This is a genomic window from Mesorhizobium sp. WSM3873 (assembly GCF_001672445.1).
GTDB lineage: Bacteria > Pseudomonadota > Alphaproteobacteria > Rhizobiales > Rhizobiaceae > Mesorhizobium.
In genome coordinates, this window is sequence record NZ_LYTM01000055.1 from 120,331 (window position 1) to 135,419 (window position 15,089).

Sequence of the window (15,089 nt, forward strand, 5' to 3'; positions counted from 1 at the left end):
CCGGAATTGGGGCACACCTCCATCGACGTAACCGACATGGAGAAGCATGATGTTCCGATGGGGTGTTCTGTCGACGGCCAAGATCGGCCGCGAGCAGCTTTTGCCGGCGATCGTGGATTCTGAGAACGGCCTGCTGTCGGCGATCGCCAGCCGCGATCTGGCGAAGGCTCGCGCCCTGGGCGAGCGTTTCGGCGCCCGCCATGCCTTCGGCTCCTATGAGGAACTGCTCGCTTCCAAGGAGGTCGACGGCGTCTATATTCCGCTGCCGACCTCGCAGCATGTCGAATGGACGGCGAAGGCAATCGAGGCGGGAAAACATGTGCTGGTCGAGAAGCCTCTTGCGCTCGACGCCAAGGACATCCCGCCGCTGATCAAGCTGCGCGACGAGAAGAACGTGCTGGTCTGCGAGGCCTTCATGGTCGTCTACCACCCGCAGTGGATCAAGGTGCGCGACCTGATCGCCAGCGGCGCGATCGGCCGGCTGCGCCACGTCCAGGGCGCGTTTTCCTATTACAATGTCGATCCCACCAACATGCGCAACCAGCTCGATCTCGGCGGCGGCGCGCTGCCCGACATCGGCGTCTATCCGACCGTGTCGACGCGCTTCTCGACCGGCAAGGAACCGGTCCGCGTGCAAGCCACCATCGAGCGCGACAAGACCTTCGGCACCGACATCTATTCCTCGATCCGCGCGGATTTCGGCGACTTCGAACTGTCCTTCTACCTGTCGACGCAGATGGCGGCGCGACAGGTGATGGTGTTCCACGGCGAGAAGGGTTTCATCGAGGTCTTTGGCCCGTTCAATGCCGGGCTCTACGACCACCATCGCATCGAATTGCACAACCAGAACCACACCGAGGCGCAGGTGTTCCGCTTCCCAGGCACCCAGCAGTACCGGCTGGAATGCGAGGCCTTCGTACGCGCGGCCCAGGGCGGCAAGGACCGTGTCTTCACGCTGGAGGAATCGGTCCTCAACCAGAAGGTCATCGACGCCATCTTCCGCGCCGGCGACAAGGACGGGTGGGAGCCCGTCTGACAGGCCGTCGGAAGGGCGCTTGGGGGAACGAAGATGGCTGACGACGCGGATGTCATCATTGTCGGCGCGGGGCTGGCAGGCCTCGTCGCCGCGGCCGAGCTGGCCGAGGCCGGCAAGAAAATCATCATCGTCGACCAGGAGCCCGAGCAATCGCTGGGCGGCCAGGCCTTCTGGTCGTTCGGCGGGCTCTTCCTGGTCGACTCGCCCGAGCAGCGGCGCATGCGCATCCGCGATTCCCACGACCTCGCGCTCGCAGACTGGATGGGCACCGCCGCCTTCGACCGCCCTGAGGATTTTTGGCCGCGCAAATGGGCTGAAGCCTATCTCGGCTTCGCCGCCGGCGAGAAGCGCTCCTGGCTGGTCGAGCGCGGGTTGAAGTTCTTCCCCGTCGTCGGCTGGGCCGAGCGCGGCGGCGGCAATGCCAGCGGCCACGGCAATTCGGTGCCGCGCTTCCACATCACCTGGGGCACCGGGCCCGGCGTGCTGGAGCCCTTCGTGCTGCGCGTGCGCGAGGCGCAGAAGCGTGGGCTCGTCGAGTTCAAGTTCCGCTACCGGGTCAACGAAATCACGCGGACCGGGAAGACGGTGACCGGGGTGCGCGGCGACGTGCTGGAGCCAAGCACGGTCGAGCGTGGACGCAAGAGCTCGCGCAACGTGGCCGGGGATTTCGAGCTCCACGCCCAGGTCGTGATCGTCGCTTCCGGCGGCATCGGCGGCAACCACGAGCTGGTGCGTAAGAACTGGCCGCAGCGTCTCGGCGCGACGCCGAAGCGCATGATCACCGGCGTGCCGGACCATGTCGACGGTCGCATGCTGGCAATTGCCGAAGCAGCGGGCGGGAGGGTCATCAACCGCGACCGCATGTGGCACTATGTCGAGGGCATCAAGAATTGGGCGCCGGTCTGGACCGATCACGCCATACGTATTCTGCCGGGCCCCTCTTCGCTATGGCTCGACGCGCGCGGCAGACGGCTGCCGGTGCCGCTTTTCCCAGGCTTCGACGCTTTAGCCACGCTCAGCCATATCATGAGCACCGGCTTCGATTATTCCTGGTTCATCCTGACGAAGAAGATCATCCAGAAGGAGTTTGCGCTGTCGGGCTCGGAGCAGAATCCGGACCTCACGGGCAAGAGCTGGCGGCAGGTGCTCGGCCGCGCCACGTCGGGCATTCCCGGGCCGGTGAAAGCCTTCATGGAAAAGGGCGAGGATTTCATCGTCGAGGCCAACCTTTCGAAGCTGGTGGCGCGGATGAACGGGCTGGCCGGCGAACCGCTGCTCGATGTGGCGCAGGTCGAACGCGAGATCCGCGCCCGCGACATGCAGCTCGACAACCCGTTCTCCAAGGATGCGCAGGTCACCGCGCTGCGCGGCGCGCGCGCTTATCTCGGCGACAGGCTGATCCGCACCGCAAGGCCGCACAAGATGCTCGATCCGGCGAACGGCCCGTTGATTGCGGTCCGCCTCAACATCCTCACCCGCAAGACGCTGGGCGGCTTGCAGACCGATCTCGACAGCCGCGTGCTCGACGCGGCGGGCGAGCCGGTGCCTGGTCTCTACGCGGTGGGCGAGGTCGCCGGCTTCGGCGGCGGCGGCGTGCACGGCTATGCGGCGCTCGAAGGCACCTTCCTCGGCGGCTGCATCTTTTCCGGCCGCAGCGCCGGAAGGGCGGCGACGAAAGCGGTCGGCTGAGCGATCGAACGGTGTTACCAAAAGCTCGTGACCTCGGCCCACCTTGTATGCTGCGGCCTCATTCCGGGGATTGATGTTGCTTGAAGTCGATGCCGGAAAGGGCGTCGACGATGCACGGAGACCTCATACGAAGCGGCCTCCGGCAAGTTTGGCCTCTTCCCAAGCAAGATGGCCCCTTACAATGGGTACCCACGCGCTTTAACGGATGCTAATATTCTCCGTTACTCGGGAACGTCGCAATGTCCAAGATTTGTTTGTTGTGCGCGTGCCTTCTTTTGCTGGCCGGCTTGTCGACACCGGCCTCCTCTGAGACCCAGATCGGTCAACGCAGCCATAGATATGCGCTCGTAATCGGTAACTCGGCCTACCGTTTTGCATCATCGCTTCCCAACGGGGTAAATGATGCGAATGCCATCTCCCGAGTTTTGCAAGAGACGGGCTTCGACGTCACCCTTGGATTGGATACCGACGCATCAGCGTTCAGGGAACTCATCGGAAAATTCAGGCGAAACTTGCGGCCGGGTGACGTCTCGCTTTTTTACTTCGCCGGACACGGGCTCCAAGCGAACGGGGAGAACTACCTATTGCCCGTTGACGCCGCGCTTCAACGTCCGGCCGACTTGGCTCTGGAGGCTGAGCGCCTGCAAGACATCATCGCCGCGATGACGGCCGAGGAAAATATCGCAATCGTCCTTCTCGATGCCTGTCGGGACAATCCTTTCGTTAAGCAATTGAGTGGACCGGGTCAAAGTCGCGGCCTTGCCATAGGAAAGGGGCTGGGAGCCTTGGATGCTGGCAGGGGAGTCTTTATCGGCTTTGCAACACAACCCGGCAACGTGGCTCTCGATGGAGCCGTCAATCATAGTCCGTTTGCAGACTCTCTTGTGAAGCGGATAAAGACTCCTTCGATCGACATTGAAATTCTCATGCGTCGCGTCCGGTTGGACGTCATGAACGCGACTTCTGGGAAGCAGGTTCCCTGGAGCAACTCCTCCCTGGTAGAGCCGGGATTCTCATTCAACCCAGATGCCGCGTCTAGTCAGTCTCCGGCAGACCCCTATCAGCCAGACATCAACGCGGCGGCAGAGCTCGAATTTTGGAAATCAATCAAGGATACATCCGATGTCTCGATGTATCGTGCCTATCTAGCGGCATTTCCGAATGGTGCATTCGTCGAAATTGCAAAGAGCCGAATTGCCAAGTTCCAAGCACCTACGCCGCCACGCAAAAAGATCCTGCCGAAGAAAGTCAGTCGCAAGCCGCAAGTGTCGTTGCCTATCAATGAACCTTCCAATCGTTCGGCGGAAACGAGCGCACCAGCTAAACCGGAATCCGTGGGGCGATGCAGGGATGGCAACAAGGAGAGATGTCGCCAGAGATGCCGTGAAGGCGCAAGGCGTGCCTGCCGCAAGCTGCAACAGCTAGGGGGTTAATAACGCCGATAACTGCCTTGCGCGCGGTGGGACTTAGGCCGCGCCGCCGACTGCGGCTGGAGACGAGCAAGGGTGCATGAAAAAAAGCTGAACTCAAGAACGCGCCGGGCACCACTGCCGACCCGATCAGGATCGTGGATTAATACGCCACGTGAACCAGGGCTCGCCGCGTGAGCGTAGGCAGCCAGCGACCGCTTCGGCCGGCGAGGCAAATGCGCGGGAGTTCAGTTTGATTAATTGGCGCACCGGAGAGGATGAAACTGGGAACTCGTATGTCATTGTGGTTACTTCAGATTCCTGACGGGAACGTCCGCTTTGCGCCACCATTTTTCGCCATTCAGACCACCGTTGCAGCTTCCCGAGAGCTGACGGTCTGCCTAAGCCGGCACTAAGGCCCCGAACGGGGTGGTAGCGGTTACGCCGGTCACAGGTCCTGGAACACCGCCCAAGGCGTAGAGGTTTGGACTGAGCTGCTGCCGGTTCGGTGGACACGAGGTTAGGCTAGGTTATCCGCCCGCGTGGTCATTGCCACCGTGCGCGGCGATGAACATGGCGACGGCCGACCGGCAATAGGATTCGATCTCGTTGTCGTCCTCTGCTCTCGCCTCATCGAAGCGTGCGATAATCAGGAGATCGGAGCCTTTGAAAAGCGCGGCAAACAAACGGGCGGACCGGAGAGGATCGGGCACGTTCAGAACCGCCTTCGCGTGCAACTGACGCAACAGGGCCTCGATTTGGGCGATGATATGGGCGGGGCCGGCTTCGTAATGGAGCTTGCTCAACGACTTTTGACTCGTCATGTCGGCCATGACCATGGCTTCGACATTGCGGACGTCCGGGCGCAACAGCGTGCGAAGCAGTGATGATCCCACCGCCATGAGCTGATCTTCGGCCGAACCGTCGACGCCTTCAAAAAGGGCCTGTGGTATTAACTGATTGCAGCGGGCCGCAAACGCCGCGCCAAACAGCGTCTCCTTGTTCTCGAAGTGCCGATAGATGCTGAGCTTGGATATCTTCGCTCGCTGGGCGACCTTGTCCAATGTCGTCGCTTGAAAACCCAGTTCCGCAAAAAGTTCGCCCGCGGTGTCGACGATCGTTTGGCCAAGCGCCTCGTTGGCGGGCCGGCCGCGCCGGGCCCGGGTGATTTTCGCGGTTACCACAATTACAGTCCTTGACAGTATCCTAATTCCCGAATTACGATACCATACAGTTTCTTAAATGCGCAAGCCATTGGGTAGGTTTCAACCATGTCCTCCAAATCCGGGCCGCCCGGCGATATCGAATGCGGCATCGTCAACGCAGTGATGGGCGACTCGCTGGACGATATTGCGCGCCAGGCCCAACCCAACCCCCTCCAACCACAACACGGAGCCCATCACCATGGATGACGTCATCATCATCGGCGGCAGCTTTGCCGGTCTCGCTGGCGCCCTGCAGCTCGGCCGTGCCCGCCGCAAAGTCACCGTTCTCGATACCGGCCTGCCGCGCAATCGCTTCGCCGGCCACTCGCATGGTCTGCTCGGCCATGATCACAAGCCACCGCTGGACATCCTGGCTGAGGCGCGGCAGCAGCTGGCCCGCTATCCCACGGTCAAGCTGGTCAATGCCCGGGCCGAAAGCGTCTCCGGCGCCATCGACGATTTCTCAGTCGTCACTGATGATGGCGAAACCCTTATGGCGCGCCGCCTGATCCTGAGCTATGGCGTCATCGACCAGATGCCTGATGTGCCGGGCTTTGCCGAAGGCTGGGGCACGTCCATCGTGCCCTGCCCCTATTGCGACGGCTTTGAAGTCGCCGGCCAGCATTGGGGCCTCGTCTGGTCCGGCCGGCAGTCGCACAATCAGGTCAGGCTGTTCCACGATTGGACCGACAGGTTGACGGTGTTCGCCGATGGTCATGACATTCCGCCCGACATCCGGGCCGATCTGGCGCGCCGCAACACACCTGTCGTCGATGGCCGGATCATCGAGATCGCCCATCACGGGGGCCATAACGCCACCGTCAAGCTCGATACCGGCCCGAATGTCGCGGTCGACATCCTGTTCGCGCATCCGCGCAACAAACCGTCCGCAAGCCTGCATCAATCACTGGGCCTCGCCACGGTCGATACGCCCGTCGGCATCATCCTCAAGGTCGACGAGCGCCGCGAAACCAGCATGCCCGGCATCTACGCTGCCGGCGACCTCGCCAACCCCCTCACGCCGCCATCGGTTACCCTGGCATCATCGCACGGCGCGATGGCAGGTATCTTCGCCCAGCAGTCCATGCTGGTTTGAGAGCAGAGATTGGAGAGGACCATGGCCGTCGAACCGGACAGCGCGGGTGTGCGCTTCCCTCCGCCTTTGGTCTATCTGGGAGCGCTGCTGTTGGGGCTGGCGGCGGAGCGGTTCGTCACCCTGCGCTCTTTCGACATCGACTGGCGGTTGCTGGTCGCGACGGGCGCGCTGCTGTTCGTTGCCGGCGCGGCGATGATGCTTGCGGCGGCGGGGCTGTTCCGGCGGCTGGGCACCAACGTTCCGCCGTCGCAGCCAACGACCCTCATCGCAACGACCGGTCCTTATCGGTGGACCCGCAATCCCATGTATCTCGGCATGGCGCTTATCTATGCCGGCCTTGCGATCGGCTTCGACGGGCCGATCGCCTTCGCGTTGCTCCCATTGGTGCTGATCGCGATCCAGACGCAGGTGATCGACCGCGAGGAGCGCTATCTCGAAGCGAAGTTCGGCGACGACTACCGCCGCTATAAGGCCGAGGTTCGCCGCTGGCTCTGACTGTTCCGCCGCTGCCGCCTGCGGGGCTTTCTGATAAACCAGCACCGGCTTCCTTGCCGCGAGCTATCATATTCTGAAGGTTGCGGGCCGGTGTCATGGAAAACCGACTGGCCGGCTGACCCCGCAGTACACCCGGGCGCCTGAGGAGACGCACAGATTTGGTCACCGCTTGCCGCCACAAATGAGCCGTCGACGCAATGCATGCCGACGTCTGCTTTCGAGAAGCGGTAACCAAGAGCGGAGAGACCGCCACCGGCCAACTCCGGTCATCGGACCGAAACGGACTGGAATGTGCGGAAAGGGTCTGGAAGCGGCCACCTTAGGAAGCCTGACGACGTCCGCACCACATTGGTATGTGCATTACAAAATGGCGCGCCCGAAGAGATTCGAACTCCTGACCCCCAGATTCGTAGTCTGGTGCTCTATCCAGCTGAGCTACGGGCGCGCATCAGGCCGTGTGAGACACAAGCCCCGCGATCCGGTCGAGACGCCGGCCGCGATGTCGAGTGTTCCCTAACGACTGAATTTCGGAAAAGCAAGCCGGCCCGGCAAAGTTTTGTCGCAGGCGTTTACAGGATCACATTCCGACCGGGGTCTTTGCTTCGCGGAACTCCGAAGCGGGAACGTCTTCCCTGGCCTGCCACGGTCAAGCCGGGCGGCGCAGGCCGTTGCGGGCCTGATCGAGCCGCACCGGCTGGTCGGGGATGGTGACGGCGAAGACCGTGCGGCCGCCGATCGATTCGACCAGCTCCACCGTGCCGCCATGGGCGCGGATCAGCTCATGGGCGATCGCCAGGCCAAGGCCGGTGCCGCCGCTGCGCGCCGAGCCGCGGAAGGCGGCGAACAGGTTCTCGCGCGCCTTGGGCGGGAGGCCGGGGCCGGTGTCGCTGACGGTGATGCGGCTGACGCTGCCCAAGCGCTCGGCCGAGACGGCGAGCCGACGCACCACCGCGCTCTCCGTGTCGGCCGCCATTGCCTGCACCGAGTTGCGGCACAGATTGGTGAGCACGCGGAAGAGCTGGTCGGAATCGGCGTCGACTTCGAAGGTGAGCTCGACGGCATTGATGAATTCGATGCCCTCCTCGATGTCGAGCAGGCCGTGCACGTCGTCGACCAGCTGGCGCAGCCGCAAGCGGCGGCGCGACGGCGCCGGCTCCTGTGTGCGGCCATAGGCAAGCACGCCCTCCGAATAGGCGACGGCGCGGTCGAGCGCGCGCAACAGCTTCGGCGCGAAGGACTGGACGGTCGGATCCTTCACCTGGCGCAACCGGTCCGACATAAGCTGCGCGGAAGCCAGGATGTTGCGCATGTCGTGGTTGATCTTGGACACGGCAAGCCCGAGGTTGGCGAGGTGCTTCTGCTCGGCGAGCATTTTTTGCAGCCGATCCTGCATCTGCGACAACTCGCGCTCGGCGACGCCGATCTCGTCGGCACGCTCCGTCGGGCAAATTATGCGGCCGGGATCGTCCGGCGCTTCGGAGAAGGACAGGATCGAGCGCGTCATGGTGCGGATCGGGCCGATCATGATCAGATCGATCGCCGCATAGACGAGCATGGCGGTGAACAGCGAGATCAGCAGCGAGACGACGGCGACGTTGCGCGAATATCTGAGCATGGCGTTGCGCAGACTGTAGTCCGGCATGATCAGCTCGAATTCCTTGTCGCTGTCGCCGACCGGGCCGAAGACGCGCAGCATCCGGTTTCCGCCGGCGAACAACGTTTCCAGCGCGCCGGTCATGCCGTTGACCAGGCCGACATTGGCAATGTCGATATGCTCGTCGACCTTCGGCGGCATGTCGGCCACGACCAGCAGCCGCGAGACGCCGCCGTCGCGCACCGCGATCGCCTTGGCGCCGATCGCCATCAGCACGTCATTCTGGGCGGTGTGCGACAGGGAGTTGGGCTCGCCCTGCAGCAACACGATCGACACGGCGGCGGAGGTGCTCAGCCGCTCCTTCAGCCAGTTCACCCGGTAGCTGGCGATCCAGGGCAGGAAGATCAGGATTTCGGCGAGCAGCACGAAGACGATGGTGAGAAGCAGAAGCTTGGTCGACAGACCGCGCGACAGCGGCACCCGGCGCGGCGAGCTTGCCGCCGCGGGGCGTGGCTTTTCATCCGTTGACAGGACTTCACTTGTCATGACGCGGTTTTCACGAAGGCTTGATCGAGCAAGATTATGCGATTTGCGGCTTTTTTGCCAATTTCGCCGCCGGCCAGTGAAAAAATGCCTTTAGGCGGGCTGGATTGACTTCCAAAATCCTTCTTCCTATAAGCCCGCTCACGCTCGGGCCTTCCGTCCCGGCGCGGTTTCGATCGCGCCTATAACTGGCCCGGCAAAGCTCCTGTTACAGTGTGACAGAATCAAGAAGGGCCGCACGCCGCGGTATTAAAACAAATGAAGCGTACCTACCAACCGTCCAAACTCGTCCGCAAGCGCCGGCACGGTTTCCGTGCCCGCATGGCCACCAAGGGTGGCCGCGGCGTCGTCGCAGCCCGCCGCAACCGCGGCCGCAAGCGGCTCAGCGCCTGAACGAAAGACGAGATCGTTGCCCGCAACCGGCAAGCCAAAGGGGAAAACTCCCGGGCGGCTTCTGAAACGCGCGGATTTCATGGCTGTGCGCGGCGGCGAGAAGCGCCGCGGGCGGCTTTTTCTCGTCGAGGTTCTCGACCGGGGCGACGATTGTGCGCCACGCGTCGGCTACACCGTGACCAACAAGGTCGGCAACGCCGTGGTGCGCAACCGCGTCCGGCGGCGGCTGAGAGAAGCCGTGCGAACGCATGCCGCCGATGACATGGCGCCCGGCAGTGACTATGTCATCGTCGGGCGCGAAGACGTGCTTGCCATTCCGTTCGGCCAGTTGAAGGCCGAGCTTTCCCGCCGGCTGCGCGGAACACGATAGGCCAAGGGCTTTCGATGGAAAACAACCGCAATTTCTTCATCACCATCGCGCTGTCGGTGCTGATCCTGACGCTCTGGCAGGTGTTCTACATGAACCCCAAGATGGAGCAGCAACGCGAGCAGGCCCGCATCGAGCAGCAGCGTGTCGAGGCGCAGAAGAAGGAAGCGCAGGGGACCAATCCGGGCGCGGCCGGGACGCCGGCGCCGGCTCCGGGCGCCATCCCGACCGCACCTGGCGGCGAGACAGTCACTGTCGAGAGCCGTGACCAGGCTGTTGCCGCGACCAAGCGCATCAAGATCGACACGCCGAGCCTCGAGGGCTCGATCAATCTCACCGGCGCTCGCCTGGACGACCTCAAGCTCAAGCACTACACCGAGACGGTCGACAAGAATTCGCCCGAGATCCAACTCCTCAATCCGCAGGCGCTACCGACCGGCTATTTCGCCGAGATCGGGTTCGTCGGCACCGACAAGACCGGCGCGGTGCCGAGTTCCGACACGGTGTGGAGCGTTGAGGGCAATCCGACGCTGACCCCGTCGACGCCGGTGACGCTGACCTACACCAACGACAAGGGCCTGACCTTCAAGCGCACCATCTCGGTCGACAACGATTATATGTTCACCGTTTCGGACACCGTGCAGAATTCGGGAAGCGCTGCCGTCAGCCTGTTCAACTACGGTCGCGTCACGCGCTACGACAAGCCGGCGGTCGCCAGCACTTATGTGCTGCATGAAGGCCTGATCGGCGTTACTGGCACCGAGGGGCTGACGGAATACAAATACGCCGCCATCGAGAAGGACAAGGAAGTCAAGCCAGGCAAGTCGACCGACGGCTGGCTCGGCATCACCGACAAGTACTGGGCCGTCACCATGGTGCCGACCGAAAAGCAGCCCTTCCAGCCACGCTACGGCTATTTCGAGGACGGGCGCCATCGCTACCAATCCGACTTCCTCACTGATCCGATCAACATCGAGGCCGGCCAGTCCGCAACCATCGAAACCGAAGTGTTCGCCGGCGCCAAGGAAGTCGCCAAGATCAACGCCTATGAGGCTGACCGCCATATTCGCCAGTTCAATTTGCTGATCGACTGGGGCTGGTTCTATTTCATCACCAAGCCGATGTTCTGGCTGATCGACACGCTCTACAAATTCTTCGGCAATTTCGGCCTAGCGATCCTGGCCACGACCGTCATCGTCAAGGCCATCTTCTTCCCGCTGGCCAACAAGTCCTACGCGTCGATGGCGAACATGAAGAAAGTGCAGCCGAAGATGCTGGAAATCCGCGAGAAATACGCGGACGACAAGATGAAGCAGCAGCAGGCGATGATGGAGCTCTACAAGACGGAAAAGATCAATCCGTTGGCCGGCTGCTGGCCGGTGGCGCTGCAGATCCCGGTCTTCTTCTCGCTCTACAAGGTGCTCTACATCACCATCGAGATGCGGCACGCGCCGTTCTTCGGCTGGATCCACGACCTCGCGGCGCCCGATCCGACCTCGGTGTTCAACCTGTTCGGCCTGCTGCCCTTCGCGCCGCCGGCCTTCCTCCCGCATATGGGCGCCTGGGCGGTCGTGATGGGCATCACCATGTTCCTGCAGATGCGCATGAACCCGACGCCGCCGGACCCGACGCAGGCCGCGGTGTTCACCTGGATGCCGGTCCTCTTCACCTTCATGATGGGTTCCTTCCCGGCCGGCCTCGTCATCTACTGGGCCTGGAACAACCTGCTCTCGATCCTGCAGCAGGGCGTGATCATGAAGCGCCAGGGCGCCAAGATCGAGTTGTGGGACAATCTGGCGGCGATGTTCCGCAAGAAACCATCGCCGGCGGAATAGACGGCACCCCGGCCCTAACGCCAAAAACCCCGGCATGACCGGGGTTTTTTCGTTGGCGGCTTGCCCTATGGCGCTCCGGACAGAACTTCGCGCAGCCGTCTTTCGGAATTTGGCCTGCCCCCGCGAAACTGCGGCATGGCCTGCCTCGTAGCTTCCCCGGTCCTCCCCAAAAGCCGCGACGGCTTCCGGCGCAGCGACGCCGGTGTTGGGAAGGCCGTCCGGCAGGCCGGGGTCCCGCGGGGGGACCCCGGTTTTTCCTCCTAAAGCGCGACGCGCTTTAGGGACTTTGTTTTAGTGCAGTGTCGTTTTCCCAAAACCGCTCCACGCTTTTGGGCGACATGCACCAGGTCACTCCATGACGGCGCTGTGGTCGACCTTGGCCGGTGTGCCAGGCTTGCGCAGCAGAAGCACAAGCGGGATGGCGGCGAGCGAGAGCAACATCATCAGCTCGAAGTCGTCGACATAGCTGATGATCGTTGCCTGCAGCGTGACCAGCCCGTCGAGCGCGGCGCGGCCGGCGGCGGTGTAAGGGCTCAGCGCCTGCGCGATCGCCGGATCGCCGAACGCCGGATTATAGGGCGTCACATAGTCGGCGATGTTGGCATGGTTGATCTGCTGGTTCTGCGTCAGAAGCGCGGTGACGACCGAGATGCCGACGCTGGAGCCGATGTTGCGCGACAGATTGTAGAGGCCCGTCCCTTCAGCGCGCCGTTCCGGCGCCAGCGTGGCGAAGGTGATGGTGGTGAGCGGCACGAACAGGAAGCCTAAGCCGGCGCCCTGGATGAAGCCGGTGCGGATGATCGTCCATTGCGAAACGTCCGGGGTCCAGCCGGTCATGTCGTACATCGCCCAGGCGGTGACCGCGAGCCCCGTGAACAGCAGCCAGCGCGTGTCGACCTTGCCGACCAGCCGGCCGACAAGGAACATGCAGGCCATGGTGCCTAGGCCGCGCGGCCCCATGACGATGCCGGCGGTCACCACGGGATAGCCCATCAGCGTTTGCAGGTAGGGCGTCATCAGCGCCAGCGAGGCGAGATAGGTGATGCCTATGATGAAGATGAACACCATGCCGACCGCGAAATTCCGGTCGAGGAACAGCCGCGGGTTCACGAAGGTGTCGCGGGCGGTGAAGGTGTGGACGATGAAGATATAGAAGGCCGACGCGCAGACCAGCGCCTCGACGATGATCTCGGACGAGGAGAACCAGTTGAGCTGCTCGCCGCGGTCGAGGAACATCTGCAGCGAAGCGATGGCGAGGCTGAGCATGCCGAAACCCAACCAGTCGAGCCGGGCCTTGAGGTCGAGCTTGGTCTCCTGCACGAACATCGAGACGCCGGCGAAAGCCAGCACGCCGATCGGCACGTTGATGTAGAAGACCCAGCGCCAGGAAACATTCTCGGTCAGCCAGCCGCCGATGACGGGCCCAAGCACCGGGCCGACCATCACCGAGACGCCGAACAGCGCCATGGCCGAACCGCGCTCCTCGACGCTGTAGATGTCCAGCAGGATACTCTGGGACAGCGGTACAAGGGCGGCGCCGAACAGGCCTTGAAGCAGCCGAAAGCCGACGATCTGCGGCAGCGACTGGGCAAAGCCGCACAGCACCGAGGCGACGACGAAGCCGGTGATGGCGACCAGCAGGATGCGCTTGCGGCCGAAGCGGTTGGCAAGATAGCCCGAAGGCGGCGTCATCACCGCCGCGGCGACGATATAGGAAGTGAGCACCCAGTTGATCTGGTCGGCGCTCGCCGACACGCTGCCCTGGATATAGGGCAGCGCCACATTGGCAATGGTGGTGTCCAGCGCCTGCATGATGACCGCCAGGATGACGCAGGCGGTGATGGCTCCGCGATTGGCGACCGCAGGCGTGCCCGTGGCGACGGTGCTCATGACTTTTGCTCAAACCGCTTGAAGAGGTCGGTCACGAAATCGGGCAGGCCGCGGGCATGGCCGGTGTCTATGCTGACAACCGCGCTCATGCCCCCGCGCAGCGGCGGCTTGCCTTGCGGGTCGTCGATCGTCACCCGCATCGGAATGCGCTGCACGACCTTGACCCAGTTGCCGCTGGTGTTCTGCGCCGGAAGCAGCGAGAAGCTCGAGGACGAGGCCGGGCTGATGCTGCCGACCTCGCCATGCCAGACCTCGCCCGGATAGCCATCGATGCTGATCGTCGCCTTTTGCCCCGGCCGGACATAAGTGAGCTCGGTTTCCTTCGGCTCGGCGGCGATCCAGATGTCGGTCGACGAGACCAGGCTGAAGGCCGGCTGCGAGGCGGGAAGGTACTTGCCGACCTGCAGCGCATCGACATTGGTAACGACGCCGTCGAACGGCGCCTTGACGACGGAATCGCCGAGATTGCGCTGGGCATCATCCAGCGCCGATTGGGCCTGCAGGTAGAAGGGGTTCTTCTCGACCGGCTGGTCGGCGTCGCCGCCGAGCTGGGCGAGCGTTGCCTGCGCCTGCGCCTTGGCGACGATGACTTTCTGCCGGGCGGCGATGAGATCGTGCTGGGCGCTGTCGAAAGTCGCCTTCGAGGCGGTTGAGGTCTTGAGCAGATCCTGCTGACGCTGGAAGGCCGACTCGTAATAGGGGATGTCGGCCTCGGCCTGGGCGATCTGCGCCAGCGATTGCTGGTAGCTCGCCTGCAAGGTCAACACCTGGTTGCGCACCGTGCCGAGTTGCGCCTGAGCGCCGGCCAGCGCCGTCTCGAACGAGGCCGGCCGCAAGCGGAAGAGCACCTGGCCCCTCTTAACCGCCTCGTTGTCATGCACGTCGATCTCCTGCACGGTGCCGGAGACATCGGTGGAGACGCCGAGCGACTGCGCCTGGATATAGGCATTGTCGGTGGTCATGACCTGACCGCCGACGACGTAGTAATAGCCGCCGACCGCCAGCGCCACAGGAAGCAGCGCAAACAGGACGGGCCGGGTCAGGCTGCGCCGGGGCTTGGCTCGGGCCGGCGAAGCTATCGTCACGGCGGCCGGCTTCGGCTGGGCCGAGGGTGCTTCGAGCGCAGCGGGTTCCGGCGCGACAGGCGCTTCCAGCTCATCGTTTTCGATCGCCGGATTGGCGGCACGCCTTTGCTCGCGCTGGCTGTCCAGGCGAATGACCTGGTCGCTGCTTCTGTCGCCGGCATTGTCGCCGTCGGCGGGCTTGCGTGGTGAGGCTGGTTCAGACATGGACTTTCTCCCGGTCGACAGCCGGCTGGGCGCAGGCCTCGAACAGATTGGATTTGATCAGACAAAGTGTTTGCAGCTGCTGCCGCGCCTCCGCGGAAAGGTGAATGCCTTGCTGTCGAGACAGATAAGCCCGCACCTGCCAATGCCCGCGGGTCAGGCCCGAGCGGCGCGAGCGCTGCTCGAAGCGTTTTCCGGGCAGGCGCGCGACGTCGTGCAGCACGAAGCTGCTGGTGAGCGAGGAAGGCATG

The 15,089-nt window shown here is 63.2% G+C and carries 13 protein-coding genes and 1 tRNA gene; 8 read left to right on the forward strand and 6 right to left on the reverse strand.

Features of this window, described 5'->3' with window-relative positions:
• Positions 1-49 precede the first annotated feature (49 nt).
• The 3 genes from A9K71_RS26575 to A9K71_RS26585 all read left to right on the forward strand — a co-directional run bounded on the left by A9K71_RS26575 (position 50) and on the right by A9K71_RS26585 (position 4,158).
• Positions 50-1,036, forward strand: a complete 987-nt coding sequence (locus A9K71_RS26575) for a Gfo/Idh/MocA family oxidoreductase (protein ID WP_067003286.1) — start codon at positions 50-52, stop codon at positions 1,034-1,036.
• Positions 1,037-1,069: 33 nt separating this feature from the next.
• Positions 1,070-2,725 (forward strand): FAD-binding dehydrogenase, encoded by a 1,656-nt coding sequence (locus tag A9K71_RS26580; RefSeq protein ID WP_067002973.1) that lies wholly within the window; start codon positions 1,070-1,072, stop codon positions 2,723-2,725.
• 239 nt (positions 2,726-2,964) lie between these two features.
• Positions 2,965-4,158, forward strand: coding sequence for a caspase domain-containing protein (locus tag A9K71_RS26585; RefSeq protein WP_067002976.1), 1,194 nt, complete (start codon positions 2,965-2,967; stop codon positions 4,156-4,158).
• A 506-nt stretch (positions 4,159-4,664) separates the two neighbouring features.
• Here A9K71_RS26585 and A9K71_RS26590 read toward each other — a convergent pair.
• On the reverse strand, positions 4,665-5,318 hold the full coding sequence (locus tag A9K71_RS26590) for a TetR/AcrR family transcriptional regulator (RefSeq protein ID WP_067002978.1): 654 nt from the start codon (positions 5,316-5,318) through the stop codon (positions 4,665-4,667).
• Between the two features lie 220 nt (positions 5,319-5,538).
• Here A9K71_RS26590 and A9K71_RS26595 point away from each other — a divergent pair, with 220 nt between their 5' ends.
• Both A9K71_RS26595 and A9K71_RS26600 read left to right on the forward strand, forming a co-directional pair.
• Positions 5,539-6,435, forward strand: coding sequence for an NAD(P)/FAD-dependent oxidoreductase (locus A9K71_RS26595; protein ID WP_067002980.1), 897 nt, complete (start codon positions 5,539-5,541; stop codon positions 6,433-6,435).
• Positions 6,436-6,456: 21 nt separating this feature from the next.
• On the forward strand, positions 6,457-6,930 hold the full coding sequence (locus A9K71_RS26600; protein ID WP_067002982.1) for an isoprenylcysteine carboxylmethyltransferase family protein: 474 nt from the start codon (positions 6,457-6,459) through the stop codon (positions 6,928-6,930).
• A 368-nt stretch (positions 6,931-7,298) separates the two neighbouring features.
• On the opposite strand, the gene A9K71_RS26605 is transcribed toward A9K71_RS26600, so the two are convergent.
• Together A9K71_RS26605 and A9K71_RS26610 are read right to left on the reverse strand one after the other, a co-directional pair.
• Positions 7,299-7,375 (reverse strand) — tRNA-Arg (locus A9K71_RS26605).
• A gap of 201 nt (positions 7,376-7,576) precedes the next feature.
• Complete coding sequence (locus tag A9K71_RS26610; protein WP_067002984.1) at positions 7,577-9,070, reverse strand: HAMP domain-containing sensor histidine kinase; 1,494 nt, start codon at positions 9,068-9,070, stop codon at positions 7,577-7,579.
• A gap of 255 nt (positions 9,071-9,325) precedes the next feature.
• On the opposite strand from A9K71_RS26610, the gene rpmH reads away from it, so the two are divergent.
• The 3 genes from rpmH to yidC are packed head-to-tail and all read left to right on the forward strand — an operon-like array spanning position 9,326 to position 11,662.
• Complete coding sequence (gene rpmH, locus A9K71_RS26615) at positions 9,326-9,460, forward strand: 50S ribosomal protein L34 (RefSeq protein WP_008833937.1); 135 nt, start codon at positions 9,326-9,328, stop codon at positions 9,458-9,460.
• Between the two features lie 16 nt (positions 9,461-9,476).
• Positions 9,477-9,830 (forward strand): ribonuclease P protein component, encoded by a 354-nt coding sequence (rnpA, locus tag A9K71_RS26620; protein ID WP_067002987.1) that lies wholly within the window; start codon positions 9,477-9,479, stop codon positions 9,828-9,830.
• A gap of 14 nt (positions 9,831-9,844) precedes the next feature.
• On the forward strand, positions 9,845-11,662 hold the full coding sequence (gene yidC, locus A9K71_RS26625) for a membrane protein insertase YidC (RefSeq protein ID WP_067002989.1): 1,818 nt from the start codon (positions 9,845-9,847) through the stop codon (positions 11,660-11,662).
• A 348-nt stretch (positions 11,663-12,010) separates the two neighbouring features.
• Here yidC and A9K71_RS26630 read toward each other — a convergent pair whose 3' ends face one another.
• The 3 genes from A9K71_RS26630 to A9K71_RS30930 are packed head-to-tail and all read right to left on the reverse strand — an operon-like array spanning position 12,011 to position 15,088.
• Positions 12,011-13,552, reverse strand: a complete 1,542-nt coding sequence (locus tag A9K71_RS26630) for a DHA2 family efflux MFS transporter permease subunit (protein ID WP_067002991.1) — start codon at positions 13,550-13,552, stop codon at positions 12,011-12,013.
• Positions 13,549-14,841: an HlyD family secretion protein gene (locus A9K71_RS26635; RefSeq protein ID WP_082980728.1), complete on the reverse strand. Its 1,293-nt coding sequence runs from the start codon at positions 14,839-14,841 to the stop codon at positions 13,549-13,551. Before A9K71_RS26635 ends, A9K71_RS26630 begins: the two co-directional genes overlap by 4 nt.
• The gene (locus A9K71_RS30930) at positions 14,834-15,088 is read right to left on the reverse strand and encodes a hypothetical protein (protein ID WP_082980729.1); all 255 of its coding nucleotides are present in this window, start codon (positions 15,086-15,088) and stop codon (positions 14,834-14,836) included. The genes A9K71_RS26635 and A9K71_RS30930 overlap by 8 nt, the downstream gene beginning before the upstream one ends.
• Position 15,089: the final 1 nt, after the last annotated feature.